At 72.2% G+C, this 15,014-nt stretch carries 8 protein-coding genes; all 8 read right to left on the bottom strand.

The annotated features are described in order from the left end of the window. Positions 1 to 56: 56 nt before the first annotated feature. The 8 genes from pulA to GQS09_RS13720 all read right to left on the bottom strand — a co-directional run bounded on the left by pulA (position 57) and on the right by GQS09_RS13720 (position 14,975). Positions 57 to 5,552 (bottom strand): pullulanase-type alpha-1,6-glucosidase, encoded by a 5,496-nt coding sequence (gene pulA, locus GQS09_RS13755; RefSeq protein ID WP_165986338.1) that lies wholly within the window; start codon positions 5,550 to 5,552, stop codon positions 57 to 59. A gap of 175 nt (positions 5,553 to 5,727) precedes the next feature. Further along, on the bottom strand, positions 5,728 to 7,482 hold the full coding sequence (locus GQS09_RS13750; RefSeq protein WP_165986337.1) for a carbohydrate-binding module family 20 domain-containing protein: 1,755 nt from the start codon (positions 7,480 to 7,482) through the stop codon (positions 5,728 to 5,730). 448 nt (positions 7,483 to 7,930) lie between these two features. Further along, positions 7,931 to 8,794 (bottom strand): hypothetical protein, encoded by an 864-nt coding sequence (locus GQS09_RS13745; RefSeq protein ID WP_243761401.1) that lies wholly within the window; start codon positions 8,792 to 8,794, stop codon positions 7,931 to 7,933. 38 nt (positions 8,795 to 8,832) lie between these two features. Further along, a complete protein-coding gene (locus GQS09_RS13740; protein WP_165986336.1) occupies positions 8,833 to 9,531 on the bottom strand; it encodes a hypothetical protein in 699 nt (232 codons plus the stop codon). A gap of 396 nt (positions 9,532 to 9,927) precedes the next feature. Continuing rightward, positions 9,928 to 10,848: an alpha-lytic protease prodomain-containing protein gene (locus GQS09_RS13735; protein ID WP_165986335.1), complete on the bottom strand. Its 921-nt coding sequence runs from the start codon at positions 10,846 to 10,848 to the stop codon at positions 9,928 to 9,930. A gap of 397 nt (positions 10,849 to 11,245) precedes the next feature. Next, entirely contained in the window at positions 11,246 to 12,340 is a 1,095-nt protein-coding gene (locus GQS09_RS13730) for a LacI family DNA-binding transcriptional regulator (protein ID WP_165986334.1), read from the bottom strand. Further along, positions 12,337 to 14,004 (bottom strand): glycoside hydrolase family 13 protein, encoded by a 1,668-nt coding sequence (locus tag GQS09_RS13725; protein ID WP_165986333.1) that lies wholly within the window; start codon positions 14,002 to 14,004, stop codon positions 12,337 to 12,339. Before GQS09_RS13725 ends, GQS09_RS13730 begins: the two co-directional genes overlap by 4 nt. A gap of 128 nt (positions 14,005 to 14,132) precedes the next feature. Beyond that, positions 14,133 to 14,975, bottom strand: a complete 843-nt coding sequence (locus GQS09_RS13720; RefSeq protein ID WP_165986348.1) for a sugar ABC transporter permease — start codon at positions 14,973 to 14,975, stop codon at positions 14,133 to 14,135. Between the last annotated feature and the right edge of the window lie 39 nt (positions 14,976 to 15,014).

Genomic DNA, 15,014 nt, shown 5'->3' with positions numbered 1-15,014 from the left:
CCCGGCGCCGCGGGGCGCCGGGGGCACGCTGGGGGCGGGACAGCCGTGGCCGGGCTTCAGGGCGACGCGGTGAACACGGCGACCGTGCGGCCCGGGACGGTGAAGGTCCCCGTGCCGTCCGCGTAGGCGGCCTCCTTGACGGCCGGGTCGGACCCGTCCGCCTGCACCGGGTGGAGGACGAGGTCCTCGCCCGCCAGCTCCGGAACGGTCTGCGACTGGGCACCGGGGGTGGCGTTGAAGACGACCACCAGGTCACCCGCGCGCATGGTGATCACGCCCGGGGTCTCGGCGGGGGTGCCGGAGAGCGGGAAGGAGACCTGCTCCTGCACCTCCTCCAGGGTGGTCAGACGGAAGGCGTCCTCGGTGCTGCGGATCGTCAGCAGGTCCTGGTAGGCCCGTGCGGTGTGGTCGGTCTCGGCGCAGCCGGGCCGCGCGGCCGGGTTGGTGAGAAGCGGGGCGGCAAAGGGCCACTTGTCCTCGTTGTCCCAGGCCGGAGGCAGTCCGCGGCCGAAACCGTTGCCCGCCGAGCAGTCCCAGAAGATGGTGTTGTACCAGTCCCCGGAGTTGTAGGAGTTGCGGTCCAGGGACTTGGAGCGCAGCAGGTCGGAGCCTGCCTGCCCGAAGGCCGGGCCCTGCGAGAGCAGGGCGGTGGCCATGGCCAGCACCTGCATCCGGGAGCGGTCGGCGGCGGACGTGGCGGCCGGGAGCTTGAAGGCCAGCGCGTCGAAGAGGGTCTCGTTGTCGTGGGCGTCGACGTAGGCGACGGCCTCCCCGGGCGCGTCCGCGTAGCCGGCCGGTGAGCCGTTGTAGGAGACGTCCGAACCGGTGACGGTGGACCCGTCCGAGGCGGTGAAGGTGTAGTCCGCCAGGTTCCCGGTGAGCCCGACCTTGATCAGGTCCTGGTAGGTGAGCAGCCGGGAGAGCTGCTCGTCCGGGGACCCGTTGGCCGCGGAGGCGTTCGGGTCGGTGTACAGACCCGAGGCGAAGCCCTGCACACCGGGGTCGGCGTCGAAGGGGCCGCCGCCGCGCACCGCGTCCCGGGCCCGGTCGGAGAAGGTGCCGATGCCGGTGCCGGCCATGTTGAGCTGGGTGGCCTGCTCGAACCGGGCGTCGTCGGCGGCCTCGCCGAAGTTCCAGCCCTCGCCGTAGACGATGACGGACTTCCCGTCCACGCCGTCCTTCTCCGGGGTGAGGGAGTCGAGCGCGGCGCGGACGTCCAGCATGTTCTGCTTCGGGTGATGCCCCATCAGGTCGAAGCGGAAGCCGTCCACCTTGTAGTGCCTGGCCCACAGCACCACCGAATCGACCACGAGCTTGCCCATCATGACGTTCTCCGGGGCGGTGTTGGCGCAGCAGGTGGAGGTGGCCACGCTGCCGTCCTCCAGCAGCCGGTGGTAGTAGCCGGGCACGATCCGGTCCAGGACCGACTTCTCGTCCTGCCCGGCCGCCGGGGTGTGGTTGTACACCACGTCCAGCACCACCCGCAGGCCGGAGGCGTTGAGGCCCTGCACCATCTGGCGGAACTCCAGGGTGCGCCGCGTGCCGTCCGGGTCGGAGGCGTAGGAGCCCTCCGGGACGTTGTAGTGCAGCGGGTCGTAGCCCCAGTTGTAGGCGTCCTGGTCGCGGACCGCGCCGATGCAGTCCTGCTGCTCCGCCGAGTCGGCCGGCAGGGCGGCCAGGTCGCAGTCGGGAACGGCCTGGTCCGCGGCGCGTTCGGGAATGGAGGCGATGTCGTAGGTGGGCAGGAGGTGGACGTAGGAGGTGCCCGCCCGGGCCAGGTCGCTCAGGTGGCGCATGCCGTCCGAGTCGTGCTCGGTGAAGGCCAGGTAGCGGCCCTGGTGGTCGGCGGTCGGGTCACCGATGGAGAAGTCCCGGACGTGCAGTTCCTGGATGGTGGCGTCGGCGAGCGGAACGGCCTCCGGCTTGGCCAGGTCCCGCCAGCCGGCCGGGGCGAGCGCGGGGTCGTCGAGATCGACGATCAGGCTGTACTCGGAATCGGCGGTCAGGGCCGTGGAGTACGGGTCGGTGACCTCGTTGGTGACCACGGCCTGGGCGTCGGGCGCCCAGACGGTCACGTGGTAGCGGTACGGCTTGCCGTACCACTTCTTCTTGCCCTTGACCGACCACACGCCGGAGGCGTCGTCGCGGGTCATGCCGGTGAGCCTGCCGTCGACCTCGACGGCGACGTGCTGTGCGGTGGGCGCCCAGAGCGACAGCACGGGCGCGGTGGCCCGGTACGTGCCCTTCTCCTTGTCCTTGTTCTTGTTCTTGTCCTTGTCCTTGTGCTTGCCGTTGCCCTTCGGCTTCTTCCTGTCGGGGAAGGTGGGGCCGAGATCGGCGTCCACGGCCTCCCCGGCGTAGAGGTCGTCCAGCACGCCGGCGATCTGCACGCCGGTGGCCCGGGTCAGGGCCCCGTTGGCGGCACGCTGGGTGGCCAGCAGCTGGCTGCGCAGCGCGTCCTCGATCCGGTCGGCGTCCCGCGGGTCGACCGCGTAGGCGGGCAGCCCGGCCAGATGCGGGTGGGCGGCGCGCTGGTCGTCGGTGAGCGTGGTGGGCTTCAGCCGGATCCAGTACCCCTCGTCGGTGAGCGCGCCGTTCTCCACGGCGATCGAGCCCTCGGGGTGGTAGACGAGCTGGGCGCTGCCGCCGCCGGGGATCTCGGCCGGCCAGACCACGGTCCCGGCGTCGATCCACTGCGCGTGCGCGGACTCCGGGTCGAGCACGGCGGCGGCACCGCTGCCGGGCAGCAGGTACGTCTCCTCACCGGCCAGCATCCAGACCTCCCTGCCGTGGGAGGCGAAGGAGAGCGACTGGTCGGCGGGCAGGTCCTTCTGGTCGCCCTTGTGCACGATGTAGCTGAGGGAGGTGGCGCCCTCGGCGAGCGGGACCTCGAAGACCGCGCCGTAGGCGTCGAAGCGGGCCGGCGGCAGCGGCTCGGACCAGCTGGTCTCCTGCTGGGCGCCGGTCCACACGTGCAGGCCCCAGCCGTCGTAGTCACCGTCGGGCCGCCGGTAGTGCAGGACCGCGGTGGATTCGTCCTGCGGCGGGTAGACGCCTTCGGGCGGCTCGGTCAGGGCCTCGGCCCTGCCGCTCTCCACCCATACCTCGCCGGTGGCGGAGAGGTCGACGGAGCGGTCGGCCTCCACGTCCTTGGTGCCGTCGCCGTCGACGATCAGGTAGCCGAGGGAGGAGGCGCCGGGGGCCAGACGCACCCAGGCGAAGGCTCCGTAGGCGTCGCGGCCGGTGAACGGGCGGCCGTGCGGCCACTGGGTGAACTGCTCGCTCTCGTGCAGGTCGCCCCAGGCCCAGAGGGACCAGTCGTCGTAGTCGCCGTCCGGCCGGTGGTAGTGGATGACGGCCCAGTCGCGGGAGACCGCCTGCGGCGGCTCCTCCGGCGGGGCCTCGCCGGCCGTGGTGCCGGCCAGGTCGGATGCGGTGGCCCCGGTGGAGTCCACGGCGACCGCCTTGTAGCGCAGCGTGGTGCCGGCCGGGGTGCCCGCCGGGACGGTGTGGCCGACCCGGTACGGGGCCTGGTCGTCGGAGCCGAGGACCTGCCATTCGGCGTCGCCGGTCTGGGCGGCGAAGACCACCCGGGTGCGGGCGTCGCCGCCGCTGACCCCGGCGGTGATCTCGACGGTGCCGTGGGCGCCGGCCCCGGGTGCGGTGAGCTCGACGGACGGGCCGGTCTGCGGGCCGGGCAGCGGGGCGTCGGCGCGCAGCACCACGGTGGACAGGGCGGGGACGGTCAGCTCGACGGTGCCGTCGGCGGCGACGGTCAGCGCCTCGGTGTCGCCGTAGAGCGGCTGGTAGGCGGTGCCGGCCGGGGCGCCGACCGGGACGGTGACGGTGCGCGGCCCGTCGGCGTTGCTGGCAGCCACCAGGTACTCGGTGCCGTCCTCGCCGGTGCGGGTGTGGGCGTAGACGCCGGCGCCCTCGTCGGCGTGGCGCTGGATCTGGGTGCCGTTGCGCAGCGCCGGGTGCTCCCTGGTGAGCGCGGAGAGGCCGGCGATGGCCCGGTAGAGCGGGTGGCCGGGATCGTAGGCGTCCCGGTCGTGGCCGTCCTCGGTGCCGATGCGGTCGTCGTCCAGGTACACCGGGGTCTGCGAGGCGAACAGGGTGGCGCGGGCGGCCTTGTCCCCGCCGGAGCCCGTGAAGCCCTGTTCGTCGCCGTAGTAGACGACGGGGTTGCCGCGGGAGAGGAACATCAGCTCGTTGGCCAGGGTGGCACGGCGCAGCAGTTCGGCGTCGTCGGCGCCGGGGTTGTCCTGGGCGAGGAAGCCGCCGATGCGGCCCATGTCGTGATTGCCGAGGAAGGTGACGGACTGGTACGCGTTGGCGTGTCCGGCGGTGTAGCGGTAGTCCTGCTCGAAGAGGCGGGCCAGGTTCTGCGCCGGGCCGCCCTGGGAGACGAAGGAACGGGCGGCCTCCTGGAAACCGAAGTCCAACGTGGCGTCCAGACCGCCCTCGGTGACGTAGGGGGCCATGACGGCGGGGTCGGAGGAGTAGACCTCGCCGAACATGAAGAAGTCGTCGTTGCCCTGCTCGGCGGCGTACTCGTTCATGGCCCGGGACCACTGGGTCCAGAACTCCATGTTGACGTGCTTGACGGTGTCGATGCGGAAGCCGTCGATGCCGAAGTCGCCGACCCAGGTCTGGTAGATCTCGGCCATGCCTTCGACGACTTCGGGGCGTTCGGTGAACAGGTCGTCCAGGCCGTAGAAGTCGCCGTACTGGGCGTTCTCGCCGGCGAAGGTGGAGTCGCCGCGGTTGTGGTAGAGGGTGGGGTCGTTCAGCCAGGCGGGCACCTTGACGTCCTGCTCGGCCTCGGCGACCGCCGGGGTGTAGGGGAAGGAGTCGCGGTCCAGCTCGGGGAAGCCGGCCGCGCCGGCCGCGTCCGCGTGGTCGCGGTCGTCGAAGGGGCGGCCGTCGGCGCTCAGATAGGGGAAGGCGCCCTTGCTCAGGTACTCGTAGGCGTCCTCCTCGTGGTAGGTGACGTCGGCGGTGTGGTTGGTGATGACGTCGAAGAAGACCTTGATGCCGCGGTCATGGGCGGCGTCGACCAGCTCGGCCAGTTCCTCGTTGGTGCCGAAGTGCGGGTCGACCCGGGTGAAGTCGGTGATCCAGTAGCCGTGGTAGCCGGCCGAGGCGTTCTCGCCCTCGCCCTGCACCGGCTTGTTCCTGAAGATCGGGGCCATCCAGATGGCGGTGGTGCCCAGGCCCTCGATGTAGTCGAGGTTGTCGATCAGTCCGCGCAGGTCGCCACCGTGGTAGAAGCCCTCGTCGGTGGGGTCGTGGCCGTGGTCCAGCCGTCCGCCGGCGATGCCCGCGGTGTCGTTGGCCGGATCGCCGTTGGCGAAACGGTCCGGCAGGACGAAGTAGAACTGCTCGCCGGTGAGCGGCTGCCGGGCCGGTTCGGCGGCCAGTTCGGCGTCCGAGGGCGGTGGCGGCGGGGCGGCGGCGGCCGGGGCGGCCACCGCGTAGACCAGTGTGGAGAGGGTTCCGGCGGCTGCGAGGGCCGCCAGACCTCTGCGCGTACGACGGGATCGCAGCACGCGAGGGCTCCTTACGGGAAGGGGTGCGGATGGTGGTGCGGGGGGGGGTGTGGTGCGCGGGCCGCCCGGCCGGCGGGGGGCTGGCGACCGGGCGGCCCTCGGTCCCGGCGGCGGCCGGCCCGGACGGTGTCCGGGCACCGGGCTGCGGTGGCGCCGCCGCCGGTTGCTCACTCGTCTACGAGCGCCAGGTGTCGTTGAGGGTGAGCGTTCCGCCGGCGGGCACGGTGGCGGTCCGGTTGCCACCGGTCTCCCAGGTCACCCCGGACTGGCCGTCCCGCTTGCGGAGGTACTTGTACTCGAAGGAGGTTCCGGCGGGCAGCCGGAGGTCCAGCCGCCAGACGGGGTAGGTGTCGGCGCTGAGGCGGAGCGCGTTGTCCGTGTTCCAGCCGCCGAGGGCGGGGATGCTGCCGACGACGTAGATGTTCTCGCCCCACGTGGTGGAGGCGTCGACGCCGAACGCCACCGTGCCCTGCTCCTCTCCCCCGCCGGTCGAACCGCCGCTGGAACCGCCGGTGGAGCCGGAGCCGCTGCAGGTGCGGGCGCCGGCGTGCAGGGCGAGCGCGGTGTGCGCGCCGAGGGTGGCGGTGAACTGGCCGGAGCCGTTGACGGTGACGGTGTTGCCGCTCTGCACGTCGCAGTAGTCGCCGGACGGCAGCGAGGTCTGGAAGGTGCGGGTGAGCGGGCCGTTCTCGTGGTTGATGACGACATGGCCGCGGCTGCCGCGCCCGAAGGCGATGGCGTCGTTGCCGTTGTCCCACCAGTTGGTGACGGCCTGGCCGCGGGTGGCGTTGCGGAAGCCGACCATGGAGGAGATCTCCGGCCAGGCGTGCTGGCACTTCCAGCCGTCGGTGTAGCAGGCGGTCACCCTGCCGTTGCCGGGCGGCCCGGCGTCGTGGTCGGTGAACTCGTAGCCGGAGTGGACGTCCGGGCTGCCGTAGGGCCAGGCCAGCATGAAGACGTTGGCCAGGGTGTAGGAGGCGCCGTTCTTGTAGCTGAGGGTGGAGCCGTTGCGCTCGGTGTCGTGGTTGTCGACGAAGACGGCGGCCTGGCCGCTGGGCAGGTAGCCCCAGGACTCGCCGAAGGTCTTCAGGTGGGCGAGGTTCTCGTTGAGGAAGATCCGCTTGAGGTCGAAGGCGTGGCGGAATTCCTGCACATCACCCGCGCCGGTGTACTCGCCGGGCTGGACGGCCTCCCCGGCGCCGAAGATCACTTCCTGCTTCCAGTAGACGTTGCCGCCGTTGACCCGGTCCTTGATCTGCCGCAGATGGTCGGCGGGGATGTGCTTGGCGGCGTCCACCCGGAAGCCGGCCACGCCCATGCCGAGCAGCCGGTTCATGTAGCCGGCGAGGGTCTGCTGGACGTAGCCGCTGCCGGTGTCGAGGTCGGCCAGGCCGACCAGTTCGCAGTTCTGCACCCGCCAGCGGTCGTTGACGTAGTCGCTGCCGTTGATGTTGCTGCGGCAGCCGTTGAAGTCCGGGTCGCTGTAAACCGGGTAGCCGTACTTCGTGTACGAGGTGCCGCCGGTTCCGGTGCCGGAGCCGGCGGACATGTGGTTGACGACCGCGTCCACGATCACCTTGACCCCGGCGTTGTTGCAGGCGGTGACCATGGAGCGGAACTGCTGCTCGGTGCCGAGGCGGCCGGCGATGGAGTAGCTGACCGGCTGGTACTGGGTCCACCAGGCCGGGCCCTGCACGTGTTCCTGCGGGGGCGAGACCTGGACGAAGCCGTAGCCCGCCTCCCCCAGCCGGGGGCATTCGCGGGCGATGGAGTCGAAGTTCCAGGAGAACAGGACGGCGGTCACGTCCTTCTCCCCCGGCGGGGTGGCCCGGGCGGCCGGGGGCGCGGCCAGTGTCACCGCCGCGGCGGCGGCCGCGACGGCACCGGCCAGGGCCGTGCGTATGCGTCTCCTGACGCCGGTTCGGGGCATGGGGGTCTCCTCATGGTGGGGGGTGCCCGCCCCGGCGTGTCCCTCGCCGGGGCAGTCCTGGCAGCCACGTGGGGACGCGCCACGCCCATGAGGCTGAAGTGAGGCGCCCCGCCTCGCGCTCGGGCGGCGACGCCTTCTTGCTGCAAGTTCATTGAACCTTGTGGCAACTCTTTGCAAAGGAGACCGTAAAGCTCCCCCGCAACCCGGTCAAGGGGTCGCGCAAGGCCCCTGAAACCTTGCCGCCGCTCACCGCGACAGGACCGCAAGGGGTTACGCAAGAACTTGCCGACTGCTAGCTTCACCCCCACCCCGGTCGGCCGGGGGCCGGTTCTCCGTGCACAACCCCGACCCGGCCCCACGCGCCCGGCCGGCCGGGGCCGACCGGGCCCGGACAACGGAACGCCCCGGGCGGCACGGCGCGCCGTGCCGCCCGGGGCTGCGGCGGGTGTCAGCGGACGATGGTCTGGATCTCCTCGACGCTGATCTCCACGGTGTCCTCGAAGACCCCGTCGGGCAGGGTCTGGGTCTGGCCGCTGACGTTGTCGGTCCAGCTCACCTCCCACACCAGGGTGGCGCTCAGCTCGAACGGCTCGCCGTCGGCGGTGGTGGACCTCAGATACGTCACCCCGCACGGCGGCGGGTCCTCGGCGCCCGGCGTGTAGGGCTCGCCGATGGAGCCGTCCGCGCGGACCTCGCAGACGCCGCCGGGCATGTGGGTCTCGGCGTCCTCGGTGCCGGGCTCGATGCGCAGCGCGGCCGGCGTGGCGGTGGTGGTCACCTGGTAGGGCGTGCCGGGCAGCGTGGCCACGGCCGACACCGGCTGGAAGGTGGCCTGGTCCAGCCAGATCCAGGTGGGGAGATTGACCTTCTGCACACCCTCCGGATTGATCTCGATGTCGGTGTGCGGGATGGGGATCCGGTCGTAGGCGTACTCCGCCATGATGCGCGGATTGACCGCGCGCTCGTCCCCCGGGTCCTCGCCGTCGGGATTGTCGTAGACGAGATCGAAGACGGTGCCCACCAGGCCGCCGACGATCGGCAGCCCCCGGAGGGCGTCGACGAGCGCCTTCAGCTCCTGGGGTGTGTAGGCCGGTTCGTACCAGCAGGCGGGCGGCTCCCAGTCGGGGTCCGCGGAGGTGAGATCGCCGTCCGCGCCCGGCACGGGCTCCCCGTCGATCTCGACCTGGATGCCGATCTCCGCCGTCAGATACTCGCCCTCGCTGTCGCCCTGGGTGCCCGGGCCCCGGTCCCCGCCGCCGAACCGGCCGCCGTCGTCGCTGTCCGCCCGGGCACCGGCCGGGGACCCCGCCATCACGGCTCCCGCCAGTAACGCGCCCAGAACTCTCCTGCTCATTCGCGGCATACCGCCGCCCCCCTTTCCGACGTCACATGAACGTTCTGCCAGACACCCAGCCCGTTGCGCTCCACCCGCTCCTGGAGGAGCACGAAATCGGCGTCGGACGGCTCCCGTTCGGTGACCTCACCCGTGTCCCGGTTCTTGTCGTATGCCCGGGACTCGTCCATGCAATAGGTCAGGAGCGCCTTGCCGCCGTCGCCGCCCTCGTCGAACTCCACCTGCCAGTCGTAGAAACGGGCGGTGCCGGACCAGGTGCTGCCGCGGTCGATGGCGTTGGCGACATAGCTCAGATCGGAGACATACCCGTCGCGGGCGGAGTAGAAGGCCAGTGCCTCGTGTTCGGGGTCGGCCAGGTCGATGGCGAGGTCGATGGCGTTGCGGCGGTGCTGGGCGTCGGTGATGACGGCCAGCTCGGCCGGCTCCTCGGTCCCCGCCGGTTCGAAGACGTTGTTCATGTAGTCGGGCAGGGTGACCTCCGGACGGTCGATGTCGTCCCGCGGCACCTCACTCCCGGCGGACTCCTCCCCCTCCGGCTCCGGCTCCGGGCCCGGGTCCGCGGACTCCTGCGGAGTGCTCCGGCCCTCCCCCGCGATCCTGTCGTCGCCGGTGTCGTCGCCGCCGCACCCGCTCAGCAGAAGCGTGCCCGCGCCCACCAGCGCCACAGCGGACAGAACAGCGCGCGATCGCCTCATCAAGCTCTCCTCGATGCCGTTGCTCAGTGCCCGGGGAGCGCGCCGGGCGCCGCTGTCTCCACAGCCCCGCACCCCTCCCCGGCTCCGGTACCAGGTGCCAACTCTCGCACCCCTCCACCCCTGGGAGAAGCAGCCCACCGCCCGCTCCACGGCCGCTCCCGGGGTCTCCCGGCCCGCTGCACGGCTGACGGAGCGGCAGACGCCGGATCGCCCTGGCGGCGATCCGGCATTCCCTGCCCGCTCACGCGCAGGGGGCTGGCCGGGCTCCTGCTGCCGGCCCTGGAGGATCTCTGCGGCCGGGGCGCTTCCGCGCTCGACCGGGTGGACGACGGCCGGCCCCGCCGGGCGGACCGGCGGGGCCGTGGGGTGGTACGGGTCAGCGGGTCGGGGTCGGGGTCAGGGGAGGCTGATGCCGTGGTTGTTCAGGGCCTCCACGACCGGCTGGTAGAAGGTGGTGCCGCCGGTGCGGCAGTTGCCGGAGCCGCCGGAGGTGAGGCCGATGGCCCGGTTGCCGGACCACAGCGGGCCGCCGCTGTCGCCGGGCTCGGCGCAGACGTTGGTGCGGATCAGGCCGCTGACGATGTCGCCGTTGCCGTAGTTCACGGTGTAGTTCAGGCCGGTGACGCTGCCGGAGTGGCAGCCGGTGGTGCTGCCGTCACGCCGCACGGACATGCCGACGGTCGCGTTGGAGGCACCCGTGATGCTGATCACCTGGCCGTTGCAGTTCACCGAACTCGGGTTCGAGGAGCTCCCGCTGAGGCGGATGTAGCCGTAGTCGTTCCCCGGGAAGCTGGAGTACGCCGTCGGGCCGAGGTAGCTGGTCAGCGCGGAGTTGCTGTACCAGCCGGGGTAACCGTCGGTGCAGTGCCCGGCGGTCAGCGCGTAGGCGCCGCCCTGGACGTTGAAGCCGAGCGAGCAGCGCCAGCCACCGCTGGCGTAGATGGCGTCGCCGCCGTAGAGCAGCCGGGTGATCTTGCCCTCGATCCGCTCCACCTTCAGGGCCGCGGCACCGGCCCCGGCCTCCTTCTGGATGCGGGCGAGTTCCGACTTCGACACCGTGCTGTCGGCGAGCACCGTGACGGTGTCGGTCGCCGGGTCGACCGCCCAGGCGGTGCCGCTGACGTCGGCGGACGCAACGGCCCGCTCCGCGGCCTTGAGCTGGGCGGCGCCGGACTCCGCGGCGGGCTTGGCCGCGGCCGAGCCCGGCAGAGTCAGAGCGAGAGCGGCGGCAAGACCGGCGCCGACCGCCAGCAGGCGGCCGAACGACGCCATGTGCCGTCCGCTGGTGGCGGACTTGCTGGTGCGCTTGATCCTCACACGTCCTCCTGGCAAGGGGGGAATGAGCGGGTTGCGCTCACGAACGGATTCAGGGAAGGGCGCAGTCGAGGAGCGATCGTTTTTGCGTGCTCCTGACAAAAATTGAGTATTGGTGACACACCGGTGAGTAACAAGGGCAACTTCCGGTCGCCGCTTGCGAGTCTGCGCCGACCGCCCGTTCGGACGGTGGAGCAGCGAGGAAACCCGCCCGTAACCCGCTCCCTGCCCGTCCTCTCCCGGTACGGGACCGCCGCACCCGCACCCACGGATGTCCGGAACCCGACTCACCCCGGCCCGCCCGGGGAGGCCGGCGCCTTCACCCGCCGGCCCCGCCGGCCGCCGGCCGCCGGCGGCCGGGAGCCGGGAGCCGGGAGCCGGGCCGGAGGCGCCCGAGGGGTCAGCGGGGTGGCGGTGCGGCGGCGGTGGAGCCGCGGACCACGAGCTCGGGCTGGAAGACGAACTCGGTGTGGTGGACGAGGTTGCCGCTGATCTCCTCCAGCAGGGAGGAGACGGCGGCGCTGGCCATGGCGCGGACCGGCTGGCGCAGCGTGGTCAGCGGCGGGTCGGTGAAGGCGAACAGGTCGGAGTCGTCGTAGCCGACCACCGAGACGTCCCCGGGAACCCGCAGCCCGCGCTGGCGGGCGGCCCGGATGGCGCCCAGCGCCATCATGTCGCTGCCGCAGACGATGCCGGTGCAGCCGGCGTCCAGCAGGGCGCTGGCCGCGGCCTGGCCGCCCTCCACGCTGAACAGGGTGTGCTGGATCAGCCCTTCGGCCATGGCCTGCCGCTGGGTGCGGGCGGTCTCGGCCAGGAAGCCGGTCAGCTTGCGCTGCACCGGGACGAAGCGGCCGGGCCCCACGGCGAGGCCGATGGTGCGATGGCCCAGATCGCGCAGATGCCGCACCGCGATCCGGGTGGCAGCGGCATCGTCCGGGGACACGAAGGGTGCCCGGATCCGGCCGTTGTAGCCGTTGATGCAGACGAAGGGCACGCCGCGCCCGGCCAGCCGGGCGTAGCGCGCCGGGTCGGCGGTGGTGTCGGCGTGCAGCCCGGACATGAAGACGATGCCGGTGACCCCGCGTTCGACGAGCTGCTCGACGAGTTCGTCCTCGGTGGCGCCGCCCGGTGACTGGGTGCACAGCACCGGCGTGTAGCCGTGGCCGGACAGCACCTCCTCGATGACCTGGGCGAAGGCCGGGAAGATCGGGTTGGTGAGCTCGGGTATGACCAGGCCGATCAGTCCCGCGCTGCGCTGCCGCAGCCGCACCGGGCGCTCGTAGCCCAGCACGTCCAGGGCCGCCAGCACCTTCTGCCGGGTGGCGGCGGCCACGCCCGCCTTGCCGTTCAGCACCCGGCTGACCGTGGCCTCGCTGACCTCGGCCTGCTGGGCGATGTCCGCGAGACGCGACGGCCCGCCGGTACGGACCGGGCTCTTCGGGGGGTGCAGGTCGGGCGGCGTCGGCCACGGGCGGGCCGTCCCCGGCTCGGTCATGCCGACCACCAGGCGGTGGTGTCGGCGGGGAGGGGGGAGCCGCCCGGCCAGGCCGGGTCGCTGGACAGCAGGAGGGAACCGGGGTCGGCCAGCTCACCGGCCAGGGGCACCGGGGCGGTGGTGGTGTTGGCCGCGCAGACGACGGTGCGGCCGTCGGCGGCGCGGCGGCGGAAGGCCAGCACGCCCTCGGGCACGTTCTCCAGCCACTCCACCGCGTCGCCGGCGCCGAGCGCCGGATGCTCGCGGCGCACGGCCAGCGCGGAGCGGTAGAGCTCCAGGGTGGAGGACGGGTCGCCGGTCTGCTCCTCCACGGAGAGGTCGCCCCAGACGGCGGGCTGGGGCAGCCAGCTTCCGCCCTCGCCGAAGCCGAAGGAGGGGGTCTCCCGGGTCCACGGGATGGGCACCCGGCAGCCGTCGCGCAGCCCGTCCTGGCCGTTGTCCCGGAAGAACGAAGGGTCCTGGCGGACCTCGTCGGGCAGGTCGGTGACCTCGGGCAGGCCGAGCTCCTCGCCCTGGTAGAGGTAGGCGGAGCCGGGCAGCGCCAGCATCAGCAGGGTGGCGGCGCGGGCCCGGGCCAGGCCGCCGCCCAGCCGGGTGCGGTGCCGCACCACGTCGTGGTTGGACAGCACCCAGGTGGAGGGGGCGCCGACCGGCCGCATGGAGTCCAGGGAGAGGTCGATCACCGAGCGGAGCCCGGCGGCGTCCCACTCGGTGTTCAGGTAGTGGAAGTTGAACGCCTGGTGGAGCTCGTCGCCGCGCACGTACAGGGCGGTGCGGTCGGGGCTGGGGGTCCACGCCTCCGCCACGCCGATCCGGGCGCCGGGGTACTCGTCCAGGATCTTGCGCCACTCGCGGTAGATCTCGTGCACGCCGTCCTGGTCGAAGAACGGCAGCTGCTGGGTGCCGAGCAGCTTCAGCTGGCCGGCCCGGCCCATGTCCGGCAGGCCGGGGGCCTTGACCATGCCGTGGGCGACGTCGATGCGGAAACCGTCCACACCCATGTCCAGCCAGAAGCGCAGGACGGACCGGAACTCGTCCTGGACGGCCCGGTTCTCCCAGTTCAGGTCGGGCTGTTCGGGGGCGAACAGGTGCAGGTACCACTCGCCGGGGGTGCCGTCCGGGTTCCGGGTGCGGGTCCAGGCGGGGCCGCCGAAGATGGACTCCCAGTCGTTGGGCGGCTCCGAGCCGTCCGCCCCGCGGCCGGGCCGGAAGTGGTAGCGGTCGCGCAGCGGCGAGCCGGGGCCCTCGCGCAGCGCGCGCACGAACCAGTCGTGCCGGTCCGAGGAGTGGTTGGGCACCAGGTCGACGATGATGCGCAGGCCGAGGTCGTGGGCGTCGCGGATCAGCGCGTCGGCGTCCGCCAGCTCGCCGAACATCGGGTCGATGGCCCGGTAGTCCGCCACGTCGTAGCCGGCGTCGGCCTGCGGGGAGGCGTAGAACGGGCTGAGCCAGACGGCGTCCACGCCGAGCTGCGCGAGGTAGGGCAGCCTGGCGCGGATGCCGGGCAGGTCGCCCATGCCGTCGCCGTTCCCGTCCGCGAAGGACCGCGGGTAGACCTGGTAGATGACGGCGTCGTGCCACCAGCCCGGCTGGTCACCGGTCGCGGACGGAGCCTGCGCGGGCTCGCTGTCCGGCTGGGTGCGGTCGGCGAGGTGCTGGGTCATATCAGTCCCTGAGGTGCGGTGGTGGACTCTGACGGAGCGTGGGGGAAGCGGGGATGCGGGGGAAGCGGGGAGCGGGGGGGCACACGGCTGGGGGCGGCCGCGGGCCGCGACCGCCCCCGCCGCGCAGGTCATGCCTTGGTGGCACCCGCGGTGAGGCCGGCCTGGAGATGTCTCTGGGCATAGCCGAAGACCAGCGTGGCGGGCACCGCGATCAGCACCGCGGCGGCGGTCATGTAGTGCCAGTCCTGGGTGTGCTGGTTGACGAAGGTCTGCAGGCCGCCCGCGAGGGTGAGGTTGTCCTCGCCGGTCATGAAGGCCGTGGCGTAGGCGACCTCGGCCCAGCCGGTGACGAAGCTGTAGAAGGCGGTCACCGCGATGCCCGGCTTGGCCAGCGGCAGGATCAGCCGCCAGAAGGTGCCGAACGGGTTGAGGCCGTCCACCCTGCCGGACTCGTCGATGGAGACCGGGATGGTGTCGAAGAAGCCCTTCATCATCCAGGCGCAGAACGGCACCGCGATGGTCAGGTACGTGACGACCAGGCCGACCGGCTGATTGAGCAGGCCGTAGCGGGACATCAGGTTGTACAGCGGCACGATCAGCACCGCCATCGGGAACATCTGGGTGACCAGCAGGGTCCACATCAGCGGGCGCATGCCGGGAAACCGGAAGCGGCTGAGCGCGTAGCCGGTGGTGGAGGCGATGAACACGCCGAGCACGGTGGTCAGCGTGACGATCAGGACCGAGTTGCCGAACCAGGTGAGGAACGTGGTGCCGCCGAGCACGTGGCTGTAGTTGTCGGTGGTGAAGTCGGCGATCAGGGAGAGCGAGAAGGTCTCGCTGCGCGGCTTGAACGACGTCACCAGCAGCCAGAACGGCGGGAACAGTGCCACGAAGGCGGCCAGCAGCAGGGTCAGGTGCAGGCCGACGGAGGACAGCGGGCCGCGCTCGCCGCGCCGGCGGGGGCGGCGCACCCGGCCGGCGGGCCCGGCCGGCGGGGCACCGGAGAGGGA

Origin of the sequence: Streptomyces sp. YIM 98790 (assembly GCF_011421595.1) — a bacterium.
In the GTDB taxonomy this organism is placed as follows: domain Bacteria; phylum Actinomycetota; class Actinomycetes; order Streptomycetales; family Streptomycetaceae; genus Streptomyces.
The sequence above is the reverse complement of the archived record's forward strand: the minus strand, read 5'-3'. Positions and strand labels throughout refer to the sequence as shown.